The 13972-nt window shown below is 60.7% G+C and carries 12 protein-coding genes; 4 read left to right on the plus strand and 8 right to left on the minus strand.

Features of this window, described 5'->3' with window-relative positions; all coding sequences use genetic code 11:
- The first annotated feature begins 107 nt into the window (after positions 1-107).
- Positions 108-2030 (plus strand): N-acetylmuramoyl-L-alanine amidase, encoded by a 1923-nt coding sequence (locus BJ985_RS07580; RefSeq protein ID WP_179387098.1) that lies wholly within the window; start codon positions 108-110, stop codon positions 2028-2030.
- On the opposite strand, the gene BJ985_RS07585 is transcribed toward BJ985_RS07580, so the two are convergent.
- The 6 genes from BJ985_RS07585 to serS all read right to left on the minus strand — a co-directional run bounded on the left by BJ985_RS07585 (position 2027) and on the right by serS (position 10112).
- Positions 2027-2857, minus strand: a complete 831-nt coding sequence (locus BJ985_RS07585; RefSeq protein WP_005327047.1) for a Cof-type HAD-IIB family hydrolase — start codon at positions 2855-2857, stop codon at positions 2027-2029. The genes BJ985_RS07580 and BJ985_RS07585 overlap by 4 nt on opposite strands.
- Positions 2858-2879: 22 nt before the next feature.
- Positions 2880-4427: a glycerol kinase GlpK gene (gene glpK / locus BJ985_RS07590; protein ID WP_179387099.1), complete on the minus strand. Its 1548-nt coding sequence runs from the start codon at positions 4425-4427 to the stop codon at positions 2880-2882.
- A 28-nt stretch (positions 4428-4455) separates the two neighbouring features.
- Positions 4456-5193 carry an MIP/aquaporin family protein gene (locus BJ985_RS07595; RefSeq protein WP_005325393.1) on the minus strand — a complete coding sequence of 246 codons (738 nt, stop codon included), beginning with the start codon at positions 5191-5193 and terminating at the stop codon, positions 4456-4458.
- A 3-nt stretch (positions 5194-5196) separates the two neighbouring features.
- Complete coding sequence (locus tag BJ985_RS07600; RefSeq protein ID WP_179387100.1) at positions 5197-6921, minus strand: glycerol-3-phosphate dehydrogenase/oxidase; 1725 nt, start codon at positions 6919-6921, stop codon at positions 5197-5199.
- A gap of 297 nt (positions 6922-7218) precedes the next feature.
- Positions 7219-8754 carry a lysophospholipid acyltransferase family protein gene (locus BJ985_RS07605; RefSeq protein ID WP_236587127.1) on the minus strand — a complete coding sequence of 512 codons (1536 nt, stop codon included), beginning with the start codon at positions 8752-8754 and terminating at the stop codon, positions 7219-7221.
- Positions 8755-8855: 101 nt separating this feature from the next.
- Positions 8856-10112: a serine--tRNA ligase gene (gene serS / locus BJ985_RS07610; protein ID WP_049359893.1), complete on the minus strand. Its 1257-nt coding sequence runs from the start codon at positions 10110-10112 to the stop codon at positions 8856-8858.
- 65 nt (positions 10113-10177) lie between these two features.
- Between serS and BJ985_RS07615 the strand changes: the two genes are divergently transcribed.
- From BJ985_RS07615 to BJ985_RS07625, 3 genes are read left to right on the plus strand one after another with little or no spacing between them, the layout of a single operon-like run.
- Positions 10178-10927 carry a GntR family transcriptional regulator gene (locus tag BJ985_RS07615; RefSeq protein WP_179387102.1) on the plus strand — a complete coding sequence of 250 codons (750 nt, stop codon included), beginning with the start codon at positions 10178-10180 and terminating at the stop codon, positions 10925-10927.
- A gap of 36 nt (positions 10928-10963) precedes the next feature.
- Positions 10964-12037 carry a septum formation family protein gene (locus BJ985_RS07620; protein ID WP_179387103.1) on the plus strand — a complete coding sequence of 358 codons (1074 nt, stop codon included), beginning with the start codon at positions 10964-10966 and terminating at the stop codon, positions 12035-12037.
- Positions 12037-12384 (plus strand): metallopeptidase family protein, encoded by a 348-nt coding sequence (locus BJ985_RS07625; protein WP_005325385.1) that lies wholly within the window; start codon positions 12037-12039, stop codon positions 12382-12384. Before BJ985_RS07620 ends, BJ985_RS07625 begins: the two co-directional genes overlap by 1 nt.
- Here the strand turns inward: BJ985_RS07625 and BJ985_RS07630 are convergent.
- Together BJ985_RS07630 and pheA are read right to left on the minus strand one after the other, a co-directional pair.
- Positions 12381-13034, minus strand: a complete 654-nt coding sequence (locus BJ985_RS07630) for a histidine phosphatase family protein (RefSeq protein ID WP_179387104.1) — start codon at positions 13032-13034, stop codon at positions 12381-12383. The genes BJ985_RS07625 and BJ985_RS07630 overlap by 4 nt on opposite strands.
- A gap of 9 nt (positions 13035-13043) precedes the next feature.
- On the minus strand, positions 13044-13940 hold the full coding sequence (pheA, locus tag BJ985_RS07635) for a prephenate dehydratase (protein ID WP_005325381.1): 897 nt from the start codon (positions 13938-13940) through the stop codon (positions 13044-13046).
- Positions 13941-13972 lie beyond the last annotated feature (32 nt).

The raw sequence follows: 13972 nt of genomic DNA on the forward strand, positions 1-13972 counted from the left end.
ATCGGCGTGTCGCAACAGATTTCACAGAAGTCACAAACATACCATCACTATCAACTCTTAACTTTTGGCAACCGTTTTTACAGCTGCACAACCCTAGGGAGATAACAGTGCAACAACGACGTCGACTAGTACCCACCAGGTCAAAATGGTCCACCCCCGTCATCGCGGCGGTCACCTCCATCGCACTCGCCGTGACGGCCGCATTCGGCGGACAGCAAGTTCTCAAGACCCAAGACTCCGCCAACGGCGATCCCATTGAGGTCAAAAATTCCTCCTCTAGCTTCAGTGACGGCGAATCCATCGTCGTCGATGACCCAGCCGTAGCCGCTCAGGGCGACGGCGAAAGCCGCCGCGCGGTCAAGCAGTTCCACCGCGACGAAACCTTCAACATGTTCGCCGTCACCTGGGAGGGCAAGCGAGATATCAACTCCTTCGTCCGCTCCAAGCAGCAGGACGGTTCCTGGAGCGAGTGGCTGCCCATGGATGCAATGAATTACACCGAGGGCAAGAACGGCACCGAACTCATCTTCGTGGGCGATACCAACGATGTGCAGGTTTCCATGGCCAACGTTGACCTCGTGACCGGTTCCAACCTCGACAAGAAGGAAGACTCCCTCCTAGACAAGGCCGCCAAGGGCGCTGATGCCAACCGCCCCGCGCCACTTGCGTACAACGTCGGCGATATCTCCCCCGTGGCCGATGAGCGCACCCAGGTTGCGGATCTCGACGCCGTGTTTATCGACGGCAACGCTCAAGAAGGCGAAGCCATCGAGCCCACCGCGGAGACCGCGGGCATGCCTAAGGTAGTCACCCGCGCCGGCTGGGGAGCAGACGAATCTAAGCGCTGCCAGGAGCCAACCTACGACGATGGCCTCAAGGCCATGACCCTGCACCACACCGCGGGTACCAATAACTACACCCGCGCACAGGCAGCGGCACAGGTACGCGGTGCCTACGACTACCATGCGCAGACCCTGGGTTGGTGCGATATCGGCTATAACGTGCTGGTGGATAAATTCGGCACCATCTACGAAGGCCGCTACGGCGGCTTGGACAAGGCCGTACAGGGTGCCCACGTGGGTGGCTTCAACTCTAATAACTGGGGCATTTCCATGATTGGCAACTACGAGGAAACCGAGCCTTCCCGCGAGATGCTCAACTCCGTGGCGGAGATTGCCGGCTGGAAGGCCGCTATTTCTGGCATCGATCCAATGGGCAAGGCCAGCTTGTACTCCGGCGGATTCAACGGCTCCAAGTTCCCTGCAGGAACCACGGCCACCGTGCCGGCCTTCGCGGGCCACAACGATTTCCACTACACGGCTTGCCCGGGCCAGTACACCACGCGCCACTGGGACGAGATTCGAAAGAATACCAAGCGCAAGGCGGATGCCATCAAGTCCGGCAAGAACAGCACGGACCTGAACTGGCAAGAGTCTCCACAGCCAAATACCCCCAAGACCCCGCAACCAAATACCCCCAAGACCCCGCAACAGGTGGGCGGAGAAATCATGTCCTCGCTTGGCGAGGTCGAGGTACCGGTCTCCACTATCTCCGCCCTTGCCGGCATCGCTGCCGCCGTCTTCGGCGTGCTCATCGCCAATGAGCGCCTGCAGAAGCCTGATACCGATCAAAAGATGGCGGGCAACCTGACCACCGGCGATATCCCGGAGATTGTCAATAAGGTTGTCCAGGTCTCCAGCAACGAAGGCCTGAAGGAATCGTGGACCTCCGTGCTCAATGCCTTCGGCCCGGTCCTAGGCCTGGCAGTCGGAGGCCCGGATACCACCGACGGCGGCAAGATCCTCTACCAGCTCTTCCAAAATGGCGTGGTGCTCTCCTCCAAGGAGTCCGGCACCAAGGCGCTGACGGGCGAGATTGCCAAGAAGTGGTCCGAGGGCGATAATGCCTCCAAGCTCGGCCTGCCGACCTCCAACGAGGAAAAGAATGGCAAGGAAATCCGCGTGAAGTTCCAGGGTGGCGAGATTGTCTACAACACCGAAACGGAAAAGGTAGACATCTTCACCGACTAGAACCAGCGCTCTAGCACCTTAGCGACGCCCGCCTGGTGGTTAGCCACGGTGACCGCATCCGCGGCCGCCTTTACCTCCGGGTGGGCGTTTTCCATGGCCACGCCACAGCCGGCCCACGTCAGCATTTCGATATCGTTGGGCATATCCCCAAAGGCAATAGTCTCTTGCTGGGCGACCCCGGTGTGCTCCGCCAGCCATTCCACCCCGCGGCGCTTAGTCACATTGGGCGCGGCAACCTCCAAGATTCCTTCCTGCATGGAATAGGTCAGGTGCGCGAGCTCCGGATCGATGTGCGGCGCAATGAGCTCATAGAGCTCTGGGGCGGAGTAGTCCGTGTTGCGGATGAGGAACTTTACCGCCGGCTGCCCCACTAGCTCGCCCATGCTGACCACGCCGAAGCCCTCAAACAGGGCGTTTTCGGAATAGTGGCGCTCGACTACGAAGAGGTCCTCGACGGCGTCGGCAAGCGAGCCCCCTGCCCGCTCCGCGCCAAAGCCTACGGTGCCCAGTACGGTCTGGGCCACGTCCACCACTTCCGCCAACGCGGCGGGCGAAAGCTCATGGGCAGACATCACCCGATCCTCCGCGGAGTCATACAACACAGCACCGTTCGAGGTTACGCATACCGGCCGCACGGGCAGCTGCTCCAGCACCGGGGCAATCCAGCGGAACGGACGACCGGTAGAAAGCGCAAAATAGGCACCCTGTTGGACTGCCCGCGCCACGGCGTCACGATTGCGACGCGGGACGCGATGGTTGCGGTCCAGCAGGGTGCCGTCAATATCGCTCGCGATGAGGCGAGGCGCGCGGGCTGGGAAATTCTCCATACCCGCGAGTTTACGTCAGGACTTAGATGTTCAGGTCCTCGTCCTCGTTATCCTCCCACTCCAAGGAGCGCTTAATAGCGCGCTTCCAGTCGCGGTAGAGCCCCTCTACCTCTTCCTTTTCGCGCTTCGGCTTGAATACCTTCATGTCTCCGGTCTGGCTGCCCAAGACGCTGAGGTCATCCCAGAAACCATGGTCCAGGCCTGCCGCGAAGGCAGCACCGGTGGCGGTGGTCTCGATATTCTTCGGGCGGTGTACTTCCACGCCGAGGATATCGGACTGGAACTGCATCAGCAGTTCATTCATGGTCATGCCACCATCCACGCGCAGCTCGGTAATCTCCACGCCGGAGTCCGCCACCATCGCGTCGGCGACATCGCGCGTCTGGTACGCGGTGGATTCGAGCACGGCGCGAGCCAAGTGCTTGCGATTAGCAAAGCGGGTCAGGCCCACGATGACGCCACGGGCATCCGGGCGCCAGTACGGAGCGAAGAGTCCGGAGAAGGCCGGCACGATATAAACGCCGCCGTTGTCCTTAACCTCGCGCGCGAGGTTTTCGATGGACGCAGCGTTGGGGATGAGCTGCAGGTTATCGCGCAGCCACTGCACCAGGGAACCGCCCATGGATACAGAGCCCTCGAGGGCATACACGGGGCGCTCGCCTTCGCGCTGGAAGCAGACGGTGGTCAGCAGACCGTTCTCGGAGAACTTCGGGGTGGTACCCGTATTCAGCAGGAGGAACAGGCCGGTGCCGTAAGTATTCTTTGCGGAACCTGCGCGGAAGCAGCCCTGGCCGAACATCGCGGACTGCTGGTCACCCAGGATGGCGCGGATAGGCACGCCGGAAAGCGAGCCGCGCTCACGCACGGTACGGAAATCGCCCAGGGACGGGCGGATCTCCGGCAGCATGGACATCGGGATGCCCATTTCCTTACACAGTTCCTCATCCCACTCCAGCTTTTCGATGTCCATAAGCAAGGTGCGGGAGGCGTTGGTGACGTCGGTGGCGTGCAGCGCTTCGCGGCCGGCATCGCCCTCGGCGCCGCCGGTGAGGTTCCACAGCAGCCAGCTATCGATGGTGCCGAAGAGCAGGTCGCCTGCCTCGGCACGCTCGCGGGCGCCTTCGACGTTATCGAGGATCCACTTCACCTTCGGTCCCGCCGGGTAGGAGTTGATGATGAGACCGGTGCGGCGGCGCCACTTTTCCGGTCCTTCCTCACCCGAGAGTTCCTTACAGATGGCGGTGGTACGGGTATCTTGCCAGACAATGGCGTTGTAGACCGGCTTACCAGTGTGCTTATCCCACACCACGGTGGTCTCACGCTGGTTGGTAATACCTACCGAGTCAATGTCTTCGACGGTGATATCGCCATTGGCAAGAGCCTCACCGACGGCGCGACGGGTATTGCTCCAGATTTCTTCTGGGTCGTGTTCTACCCAGCCCTTCTCCGGGAAGATCTGCTCGTGCTCGAGCTGGCCAACGGCAGCCTGCTCGCCGTTGTGGTCAAAGATGATGCAGCGCGTCGACGTGGTTCCCTGGTCGATAGCGGCGACGTATTTCTTGTTAGTCATGTGTCTAGTCTCCTATACGAAGATGGAATTAGAGCGCAACGGACAACAGGCCAACGGCTACGGCCGCGACCAACGGGGCCACGATGGGGACCCAGGCATAGCCCCAGTTCGCGCTGCCTTTGTCCTGGATAGGCAAGATGAATGCATAAGCAATTCGCGGGCCCAAGTCACGGACCGGATTGATGGCATACCCCGTAGGGGTACCCAGGGACAGGCCGACCGCCACCACAACGAAAGCAACAGCGAAGTAGCTCATTGGGCCAAGCTCGCCGCCGGTGGGGCCGAAGGCGATGAACATCAACAGCACGCAGGTGGCGATGAACTCCGTCACCGCATTCCAGCCGTTCTTAGGATGTGCCGGCTTGGTAAAGAAGATACCGTTGGTGTCCTTATTGGCGCCGGTGACGTTTCCGGCGTCGTCGTAATTATTGGCGTCGAAAAGCTGCTTGAAAGCAGCCCATGCCAGGATGGCACCGAGGATAGCGCCGAGGATCTGGCCCAGGAAGTAGTACGGAACCAGGGACCACTCGAGCGAGCCATTGACGGCCAACATTACGGTGACGGCGGGGTTGAGGTGCCCGCCCGTGGGATCGGCCACGCTCGCGCCGACAAAGACCGCCATGCCCCAGCCCAGGGCGATAACGATCCAATCGGAACCGCGCGCGCCAGAGGTGCGCAGGTTAACCAGCGCACATACGCCGTTGCCTAGAAGGAGCAGCAACGCAGTGCCGATAAACTCCCACAGGAATGCATCAAATCCGGTCATAACTTATACCTCGTTTTGGGTGGGTCGGGCGGATCCTGCGCGCACCAAAATGTCATTGGCCTCGCGGTCAGTTACCGCAGCTTCTGCTTCAAGTTCGGCCTGCGTGTGAGCCTTGAATTGGGATACCTCGCGCTCCTTGTCGGCGTCGCTCCAGCCCAGCAGCGGTGCTACAAAATCAGCAACGACCGGGGCGGCGTTCACACCGCGGTCGCCGAACTCGATGGCGATGCGCAGGCGGCGGGACAGGATGTCTTCCAAGTGCAATGCACCCTCGTGGGTGACGGCGTAGCGGACCTCGGCCCACAGGTAGGACTCGGCACCAGGAACTGGCTCGAGCAGGGAGGCGTCCTCTGCTGCCGGTGCCAAAACCTCACCCAGCAGGGAGCCATAGCGGCCAAGCAGGTGCTCAATGAACTTCTCGCTCAGGTTATAGCGACGAGCCAAGGATGGGACCTGGTTGGCCAAGGCGTGGTAGCCGGCGGCGCCCAGGATCGGGGTTTGCTCGGTGATGGACTCCGGGACCTTGGTATCCAGCTCCTCCACTGCCAGGTCCACGGCATCCTTACCGATGACGCGGTACGTGGTGTACTTACCACCGGCGACAGAGACCATGCCTGGGGCCACGCGTGCGACGGCGTGGTTGCGGGAAAGGTTGGTGGTGGAATCGGACTTGCCGGACAGCAGCGGGCGCAGGCCGGAGTAGACACCCACAATGTCATCGCGGGTGATCTGGCGGCGAACGCGCTGGTTTACCTGGTCCAGAATGTAGTCAATATCGGACTTGGTCGGCGCCGGATCCGGCAAGGAGAGACCCTTTTCCCAATCGGTATCGGTGGTACCGATGATCCAGTACTCGCCCCACGGGATAACGAAGAGGACGGACTTTTCGGTGACGAAGCACAGGGCCGCCTCTGCATCGAGCGCATCCTTCGGCACGACGATGTGCACGCCCTTGGAGGCGTGCACGGTGAACTTGCCCTCCACGCCGGCCATCTCTTGAATCTTGTCATTCCACACACCGGTGGCGTTGATAAAGACCTTGCCGCGCACGGTGGTCTCGCGGCCGGTGGCGGTATCGCGAACCTTCGCGCCTACGATGCGGCCGCCGCGATCCTTGTCAAAGCCAATGACCTCGGTATTGGTACGTACATCGGCACCATACTCGGCGGCGGTACGCAGCACGGTCATGGTGTGGCGGGCGTCATCAACCAGGGTGTCGTAGTAACGCACGCCGCCCACAATGGCATCTTCTTTCAGGCCCGGAGTTACCTTAAGCACGCCCTTTCGGGTCAGGTGCTTTTGCATAGGGACGCTCTTGGCGCCACCCATGAGGTCATAAAGAGTAAAGCCGCCGAACATCATCACGCGCTCCCATACGTGGTGGGTCAGCGGGAAGATGAACTTCAGCGGCTTCACTAGGTGGGGTGCCAGGGTAGACATGTTCAGCTCGCGCTCCTTGAGGGACTCCGCCACTAGGCGGAAGTCAAACATGGCCAGGTAGCGCAGGCCACCGTGGAACATCTTGGAGGAGCGAGAAGAGGTACCTGCGGCGAAGTCGCGCGCCTCAATGACGGCGGTCTTGAGACCACGGGTAGCGGCGTCCGCTGCCGCACCGGCGCCTACGGAACCCCCACCGATGATGACTACGTCGTAGTCCTCATCCGCGTATCCATTCCATAGATTTTCAAAGTATTCGGGGTTAAAGGATTGGTTGCTTTGCTGGGTCATTACTGACCGCATCTCCTTCCTTGGTGCTTGCATGTGCCTGCGCCATAAATCCATGAATGAGATGGCAAAAGCACAGCCAAAAGCAGTGAATTGTGGTTTCGGTGGAAAGTATCACACCGCGGCTGCAGAGACTTTATCTCCTGAAATCTATGTTAGGAGTCACGGACGCGAGTTACACATGTGGTTACTCACACGTAAGTTTCAGGCCCGTAAGCAGTCAGTTTTCTTAAAATACTTAGCCATTCAAAAAGAAAACCCACCCCCTCGCGGGGGTGCAAAGCGGACGAAAATCCTTCGCTATTTCTGCGCTAACCGCGCCATTGCTTCAAGCACTTCGGACATTCCTGCTTTCTCGGCAGAATAAGTGACCGCCTGAGCGCCTTTGACCACCTCAATAGGGGCAGTTTCCAACGCCACCACCGGCATCCGGTCTAGGAAATCCTCATCTCCTGGCTCGTTAGCAAAAACCAGGGCCTCCTCCGGCTTAGCTTTCAGATCCTCGAGGATGCGCTCCACGCCTTGTACCGCAGTCGCGGCAGTGACGGACAGTGCATCGGTATCGAGTCGCGGCTGCACAGCGTCCTCATCAACGACAACGCTCCACACGGCTTGCGGAACTTCCACTTCACCGGCGGGTGATATCACGATCAGGACTTCAGCCGCCGGATAGATACCTGCCAATGCCTTGTGCAATCGCGGAGTCAGCGCGCCATCTTCCCAATTCAGCGCGCTGCTCTGCGCCACTACCACGCGGGGGATGGAAGAAAATTGCGCCTTCATGCGGTGTGGCAAGCGCGAAACGATAAGCCGGGATTGGGTGGCTGCCGCCAACAGGCCCTGCTCCGCTACGGAACCAGCCCATATCTCCTTACTGCTGGCCGTGATGGACGCTTGGGTTTGCGCCACATCCGACTTCAGCTGCGCCATGATATCCGCGACCTTATCGCGACCTTCATCCAAGCCGCGGGTTGCCTCTTCTACCACGGCGTTGAGGTTGTTCTTGATCCACTCCAGGGTCTCCGGGGCGGTCCGCGCCTTATTCTTTGGCTCCTCCCCGTCCGCTCCCTTGGCGGCGGCCATGTGGTTGCGCACCAAGTCAACCGTAGTAACCGAGACGCGTTCTTTGAGGCCCACTAGATCGTCGCGCAACCGGCGTACGCGGTGGCGCTCGGTTTCGACTTCAGCATCTCGAGCTTCTGCCTCTTCAAGGGTAGGAGCCCCTCCACCTTTACGGGCGGGCACCCAGTATTCACCGGCAGGCATGGGCCCGAATTCGGCTTCGTACTGTTCCCATAGCCCTTCCAATGCCTCTTGCATGCGGCGTCGAATCTCCGCGGTATCAGCCTCCGCATCGCCGGTGGGATAGTACGGTTCGAGGGCGGTAATAAAGACAGGGGTCTTGGTCCGTCCCAGGTTCTTTTTGTGTCCCTTGGTCCACAGGCGCTGCGAACCAAAAATGACCTGTGGGACTACCGGCACCCCCGCCTCATAGGCAATGCGGGAGGCGCCACTTTTCATGCTGCGGATTTCAAAGCTGCGGGAAATTGTGCCTTCAGAAAACACGCCCACGAGTTCGCCGTCCTTGGCCAGCTGTACCGCTTGGCGGAAGGAGGCGCTGCCATCTATACGGTCAACTGGCACGTGATGCATGGCCTTCAACAACGGACCCGCCACCGGTGCTTTGAAGATTCCAGCCTTAGCCAAGAAGCGCACCAGACGCTTCTTGCGATAGGCCAAAAAGGCGCCGAAGAGGAAATCCATGTAGCCGGTGTGGTTGCAGACCAACACCGCGCCGCCCTTATCGGGGATATTTTCTTCCCCCGAAAGGCGCATTTTTAATCCCTGTGCCAGAGTCACCCCCCTGCCAATGTGGGTGATCTGGCGGTACAGGAAATTCGTCGCAGCGTTCATAACTCTCCAGGACGACGGCGGACTTACTGCGGGGTCAGGACATCCTTGCCCACGAACGGGCGCAGGGCCTCAGGGACAACGACGGAGCCGTCGGCCTGCTGGTGGTTTTCCAGAATGGCGACGAGCCAGCGGGTAGTCGCCAGCGTGCCGTTCAGGGTAGCTGCGGTCTGGGTCTTGCCGTTCTCGTCGCGGTAGCGGGTGGACAGGCGGCGAGCCTGGAAGGTAGTGCAGTTCGAGGTGGAGGTCAGCTCACGGTAGGTGCCTTGGGTAGGAACCCAAGCCTCATTGTCGAACTTGCGGGCCGCCGAAGAACCGAGGTCGCCACCGGCAATATCGATGGTGCGGTAGGGCAGTTCCATGGCTGCAAGCATGTCCTTTTCCATGGACAGAAGGCGCTGGTGCATTTCTTCCGCGTCTTCCGGCTTGCAGTAGACAAACATTTCCAGCTTGTCGAATTGGTGGACGCGCAGGATACCGCGGGTGTCCTTACCGTGGGAGCCAGCCTCACGGCGGAAGCAGGAGGACCAGCCGGCATACTGCAGCGGGCCATTGGAGAGGTCGATGATCTCATCCTTGTGGTAACCGGCAAGGGCCACCTCAGAGGTGCCTACCAAGTACATATCATCGGCCGGTAGGTAATAAACCTCATCGGAGTGCTGGCCCAAGAAACCGGTGCCGGACATAATGTCTGGGCGAACCAGAACTGGCGGGATCATCAGCTTGAAACCGGCTTCGCGCGCCTTCTGCGCCGCGAGCATCAGCATTCCCAGCTGTAGGAAGGCGCCATCGCCAGTGAGGTAGTAGAAACGAGCGCCGCCTACCTTAGCGCCGCGCTTGACGTCAATGAGACCGAGGGACTCGCCCAACTCAAGGTGGTCCTTGGGTTCGAAGTCGAACTCAGGAATCTGGCCTACTTCTTCTACCACTACGAAGTCATCTTCGCCGCCGGCTGGGGCACCTTCGACCACGTTATCGAGCTTGTACTGTAGCTCTTCCACCTTGGCCTCAGCGGCAGACTGGGCCTCTTCCGCCTCCTTGACCTTGGCCTTCAGCTCATTGGAGCCCTCCAGCAGTGCCGGACGCTCCTCTGGGGAGGCTTGGCCAATCTTCTTGCCAAAAGCCTTCTGCTCAGAGCGCAGTTCGTCGGCCTTTTGGATAGCAGCGCGGCGCTGCTCATCAGCTTCCAAGAGCTGGTCTACGAGGGAGGGATCCTCACCTCGGTTCACCTGGGAAGCACGGACAACGTCGGGGTTTTCGCGGAGTAGCTTGAGATCAATCACGAATGTAAGTTTAGCGTATTGACAACATCTTGCGGTGGTAATAACCAGCGAATTATGATGGCTTTATGTCCGCCGTTCAGCTCCCCGCCCGCACAATTACGGACGGTCCCGTTCCAAAACACACCCAATTGCACGATATCCTCGAAGAATTGTGCCGCACGACCCTCAAACCCGGCGATATCCTGCCCGGCGAGAGGCTTCTTGAAGAAACCTATGGCGTGTCACGAATCACGGTCCGCCGCGCCATCGGGGATCTTGTCGCGGCCGGAAAATTGCGCCGCGTCCGCGGTAAGGGCACCTTCGTAGCGCCCAATCCCCTTGTCTCCCGGCTCCACCTGGCCTCATTCTCGGATGAGATGGGCGCACAAGACGTCACCGCCTCCTCCAAAATCCTTACCATCGGACGCAGCAGCGCCCCGGAGGATGCCGCCCTCTTTTTTGATACTCCTGCCCAAACCGAACATATTCACCTGCGCCGCCTGCGCTTGGGCGATGGCGAGCCCTACTCCATTGATGACGGCTGGTATAACTCCACGTATGCGCCCAGCCTGCTAGAAAATGACACCTACAATTCGGTCTACGCCATCCTCGACTCCGTCTTTAACGTCCCCATCACCGATGCGGATCAAACGGTCTCGGCGATTTCAGCCGATGCGGACACTGCTCCGCTTCTCGACGTCCCCGTGGGCACCCCACTGCTACACATCGTGCGCTACTCCCGCTCGGGCGATAGGCCGGTGGAGTGGTGTTCCTCCGTCTACCGCACCGACCGCTACCGGCTGACTACCCGGGTGGCTAGGGAGAACAGTATCTAGCCAGCACCCTGCTTAAAAGGTAAGATTAAAGGCCTTATGAAGAAATCACCTGCGTGGCGTTCCGCTGTGGCCGTCCAGATTGTCTTGATTGCGGCAATCGCGGCGGCCGTTTTCATGGGCATCTATGGCGTTATCAGCTCCCACAAATCGGGCGGCGAAGACACTACCGCTGCCCAGCAGCACAATAGCGGGGATACTTCAGAAACCGCCGCTCCTAAACCGGAGCCCTTCACCGCTGCGGCCGCCGGCGCTTGCTTGACGTGGGACATCGCCCAGGATGGCTCCGCCACTGGGTTCAAGGAAGTACCGTGCTCTGAACAGCACCGCTTCGAGGTTTCCAAGACCGAAGACCTGAGCGTCTACCCCACCAGCGAATTCGGCCCTGATGCCAACCGCCCAGCGCTTACCCGCCAACACCAATTGCGCGATGAGCTGTGCGAATCCGCCACTGTGGGCTACCTGCACGGTAAGTGGGATCCGAATGGTAAGTACGATGTGGCGTCCATTCTGCCGCCGCAGTCCGCCTGGGATCGCGGCGATCGCACCTTGCTGTGCGGCCTACAAACCACCGATGATCACGGCGTACCACAGCTTACTACCGGCAACGTCGAGGCCTCCGAGCAAGCAAACCTCGCCAAGCCGGGCGAGTGCTTGGCCATCGATGACAAGCAGGTTCCGCACGTCGTTGACTGCGCTAAGCCCCACCAGATGGAGACCGTTTCCGTCATCGATGTGGGCAAGCAGTTCCCTGACGGTTACCCGAACGGCAAGGATATGGACAAGTTCCTATCCGATACGTGTACCGCTGCCACCGAGGACTACCTTGGCGGCGAGGAGCAGCTCTACCAGTCCACGCTGCAACCATTCTGGGGCTCTATCACCGAGGCCTCGTGGAATGGCGGCACCAAGTCCGTCAATTGCTCCCTTGTGCATGCCCGCGAAGGCGGCGGTTTCTCTGCCATCACCGGTTCCGCTACCGGTGGCCGCCAGGGGCTGACTATCGACGGTCAACCGCCGGAGGAACGCCCCGAGCGCAATCCACTGCGCGAGGACAAGGACAAGAGCCCGGCACCCGAGTCCGCCGCCCCCGCACCGGCCCCGGCGCCCTAATGGTGGAGGTATCGGAAGAGCGCTTCGATGAGATGGTCAACGAGGCGCTGGATCAAGTCCCCGAGGAATTCGTGCGCCGCATGCGCAACCTCGTCATTTTGGTCGAAGATGAAAATCCCGATAACCCTATGTTGCTAGGGCTCTACGAGGGCGTAGCACTGCCCCGCCGCACCTTCGATCACACCGGTTTCCTGCCCGATGCGATCTTCATTTACCGCAACACGCTGCAGCGCTGGTCCGGCAGCGAAGAAGAATTAGCAGAGCAGGTCAAGGTCACCGTATTCCACGAACTCGGCCACTACTTTGGCCTCGAGGAAGAGGAGCTGCACCGCTTAGGCTGGGGCTAGAGCTCCGTATCCGCCCACCGGGTCAACGTCCACTCACCAAAGTCCTTGCCGCGCGGTTCCAACACCATAAAGCGGCAATTGGCCAGGTAGCCGGTATAGGCAAAGTCGGCGTCAACACCCGTGGCGTGTTTGGTGACCACGCGGATGGCGGCGCCGTGGCTGACAAGGATGACATCGTGGTCGTCGGCAAGCTGCTCCGCAATGCCCTCCAGCACCGGCTGGTAGCGCGCCAGCACATCATCCAAGGTCTCGCCGCCTTCCATCCCGGCGCCGCGCTCGCCATCGCACCAGCCACGCATGGCCACCATGTGCGACCTATGGGCATCCTCGCTACCGTCCATCTCCCAGTCACCGGCGAAAATTTCGTGCACGCCGGCAATTACGTCAACCCGCTGGGAAAATTCCGGCATGCCGCGCTCCTGCTCAAAGGCGCGTGCCGCCAGCATCGCGGTCTGCTGAGCGCGCAGGGCAATGGAGCATTTAAATTCCACCTCGCGCTCGCCTACCAACTGCGCTAGCTCACGGCCTACCTCCGTAGCTTGGTCGCGCCCGCGCTCGGTAAGCTCTGCCCCGGGCGGGCGGGTATCGAGGAAGCGGGAAATATTGGAATAGGTCTGGCCGTGGCGCAGCAGGATAATTCTTCCGGGCATGCTTCTAGATTATTGGCCCCTGCGTGCCCGCGCTACCCAATCATCCGCCGCTGCCAGATCGCGCGGTGGCTTGCCCGCGGGCGTTGCCGCCGGCCAGGAGCCGAGGAAAAGCAAGTCCTCTGCCCGCAACCACAAGGCCCGCAGCGCCTCCGCCACCGGCTGATCGTCAATGTGCCCAATGAGGTCCACGTAGAAGCGGTACGTACCAAAGGCCTCCCGCGTGGGGCGCGACTCAATCCGGGACAGGTCCACGCCGCGGTGCGCAAAGTCCTGCAACGCCCCCACCAGGCTGCCCGGTTCATTCGGCAGGGTGAAGATGACGCTGGTGCGGTCCTGGCCCGTTCGCGCAGTGGGTTTTCCCGGACGCCCCACCAGGACGAAGCGCGTTGCGGCGCCTTCAACATCTGCCACGTCCTGGGCGATGGTCTCCAGCCCAAAGATCTCGGCGGCCCGCGCCGGCGCTGCGGCCGCATCCGCTTCCCCACGGGCCACAGCCTCGGCCGCCGCAGCATTGGAACTGGCCGGCACGAACTCTGCCTCCGGCAAATTGTCTTTTACCCAACCGCGGATTTGCTGGAACGCCACCGGGTGGGTGCTCAGCCGCGCAATGTCGCCCGCGCCTTGCCGGGTCATGATGCTAAAGGCCACGGGGATATCCACCTCGCGGTAAATCTGCACCGGTTCGGCTTCAACCAGCGCATCAAAGGTGGTGGTGACCGCACCATCGACGGAATTTTCAATGGCTACGCAGGCGTATTCCGCCTGCCCGGCGCGCACGGCGGCCACGGCCTCCGAAGGCGAGCCAACCGGCATGGTCTCTACCTGCGGCAGGTGCGCGGCAAACTTATGCACGGCGGCTTCCGTGAAGGTTCCGGCTGGCCCCAGGAAGGCGATGGTGGTAGTCATGCACGTCACCTTAGCCCACTAGACTGGTGCCC

Origin of the sequence: Corynebacterium tuberculostearicum (assembly GCF_013408445.1) — a bacterium.
Classification (GTDB): Bacteria; Actinomycetota; Actinomycetes; order Mycobacteriales; family Mycobacteriaceae; genus Corynebacterium; species Corynebacterium tuberculostearicum.

Excerpts from the sequence above, each read along its gene's own strand:
- BJ985_RS07585 (WP_005327047.1), bottom strand. The coding sequence starts at position 2,857 with ATGGAGAATTTCCCAGCCCGCGCGCCTCGCCTCATCGCGAGCGATATT.
- glpK (WP_179387099.1), bottom strand. The coding sequence starts at position 4,427 with ATGACTAACAAGAAATACGTCGCCGCTATCGACCAGGGAACCACGTCG.
- BJ985_RS07595 (WP_005325393.1), bottom strand. The coding sequence starts at position 5,193 with ATGACCGGATTTGATGCATTCCTGTGGGAGTTTATCGGCACTGCGTTG.
- BJ985_RS07600 (WP_179387100.1), bottom strand. The coding sequence starts at position 6,921 with ATGACCCAGCAAAGCAACCAATCCTTTAACCCCGAATACTTTGAAAAT.
- BJ985_RS07605 (WP_236587127.1), bottom strand. The coding sequence starts at position 8,754 with ATGCGCCTTTCGGGGGAAGAAAATATCCCCGATAAGGGCGGCGCGGTG.
- BJ985_RS07615 (WP_179387102.1), top strand. The coding sequence starts at position 10,178 with ATGTCCGCCGTTCAGCTCCCCGCCCGCACAATTACGGACGGTCCCGTT.
- BJ985_RS07620 (WP_179387103.1), top strand. The coding sequence starts at position 10,964 with ATGAAGAAATCACCTGCGTGGCGTTCCGCTGTGGCCGTCCAGATTGTC.
- BJ985_RS07625 (WP_005325385.1), top strand. The coding sequence starts at position 12,037 with ATGGTGGAGGTATCGGAAGAGCGCTTCGATGAGATGGTCAACGAGGCG.
- BJ985_RS07630 (WP_179387104.1), bottom strand. The coding sequence starts at position 13,034 with ATGCCCGGAAGAATTATCCTGCTGCGCCACGGCCAGACCTATTCCAAT.
- pheA (WP_005325381.1), bottom strand. The coding sequence starts at position 13,940 with ATGACTACCACCATCGCCTTCCTGGGGCCAGCCGGAACCTTCACGGAA.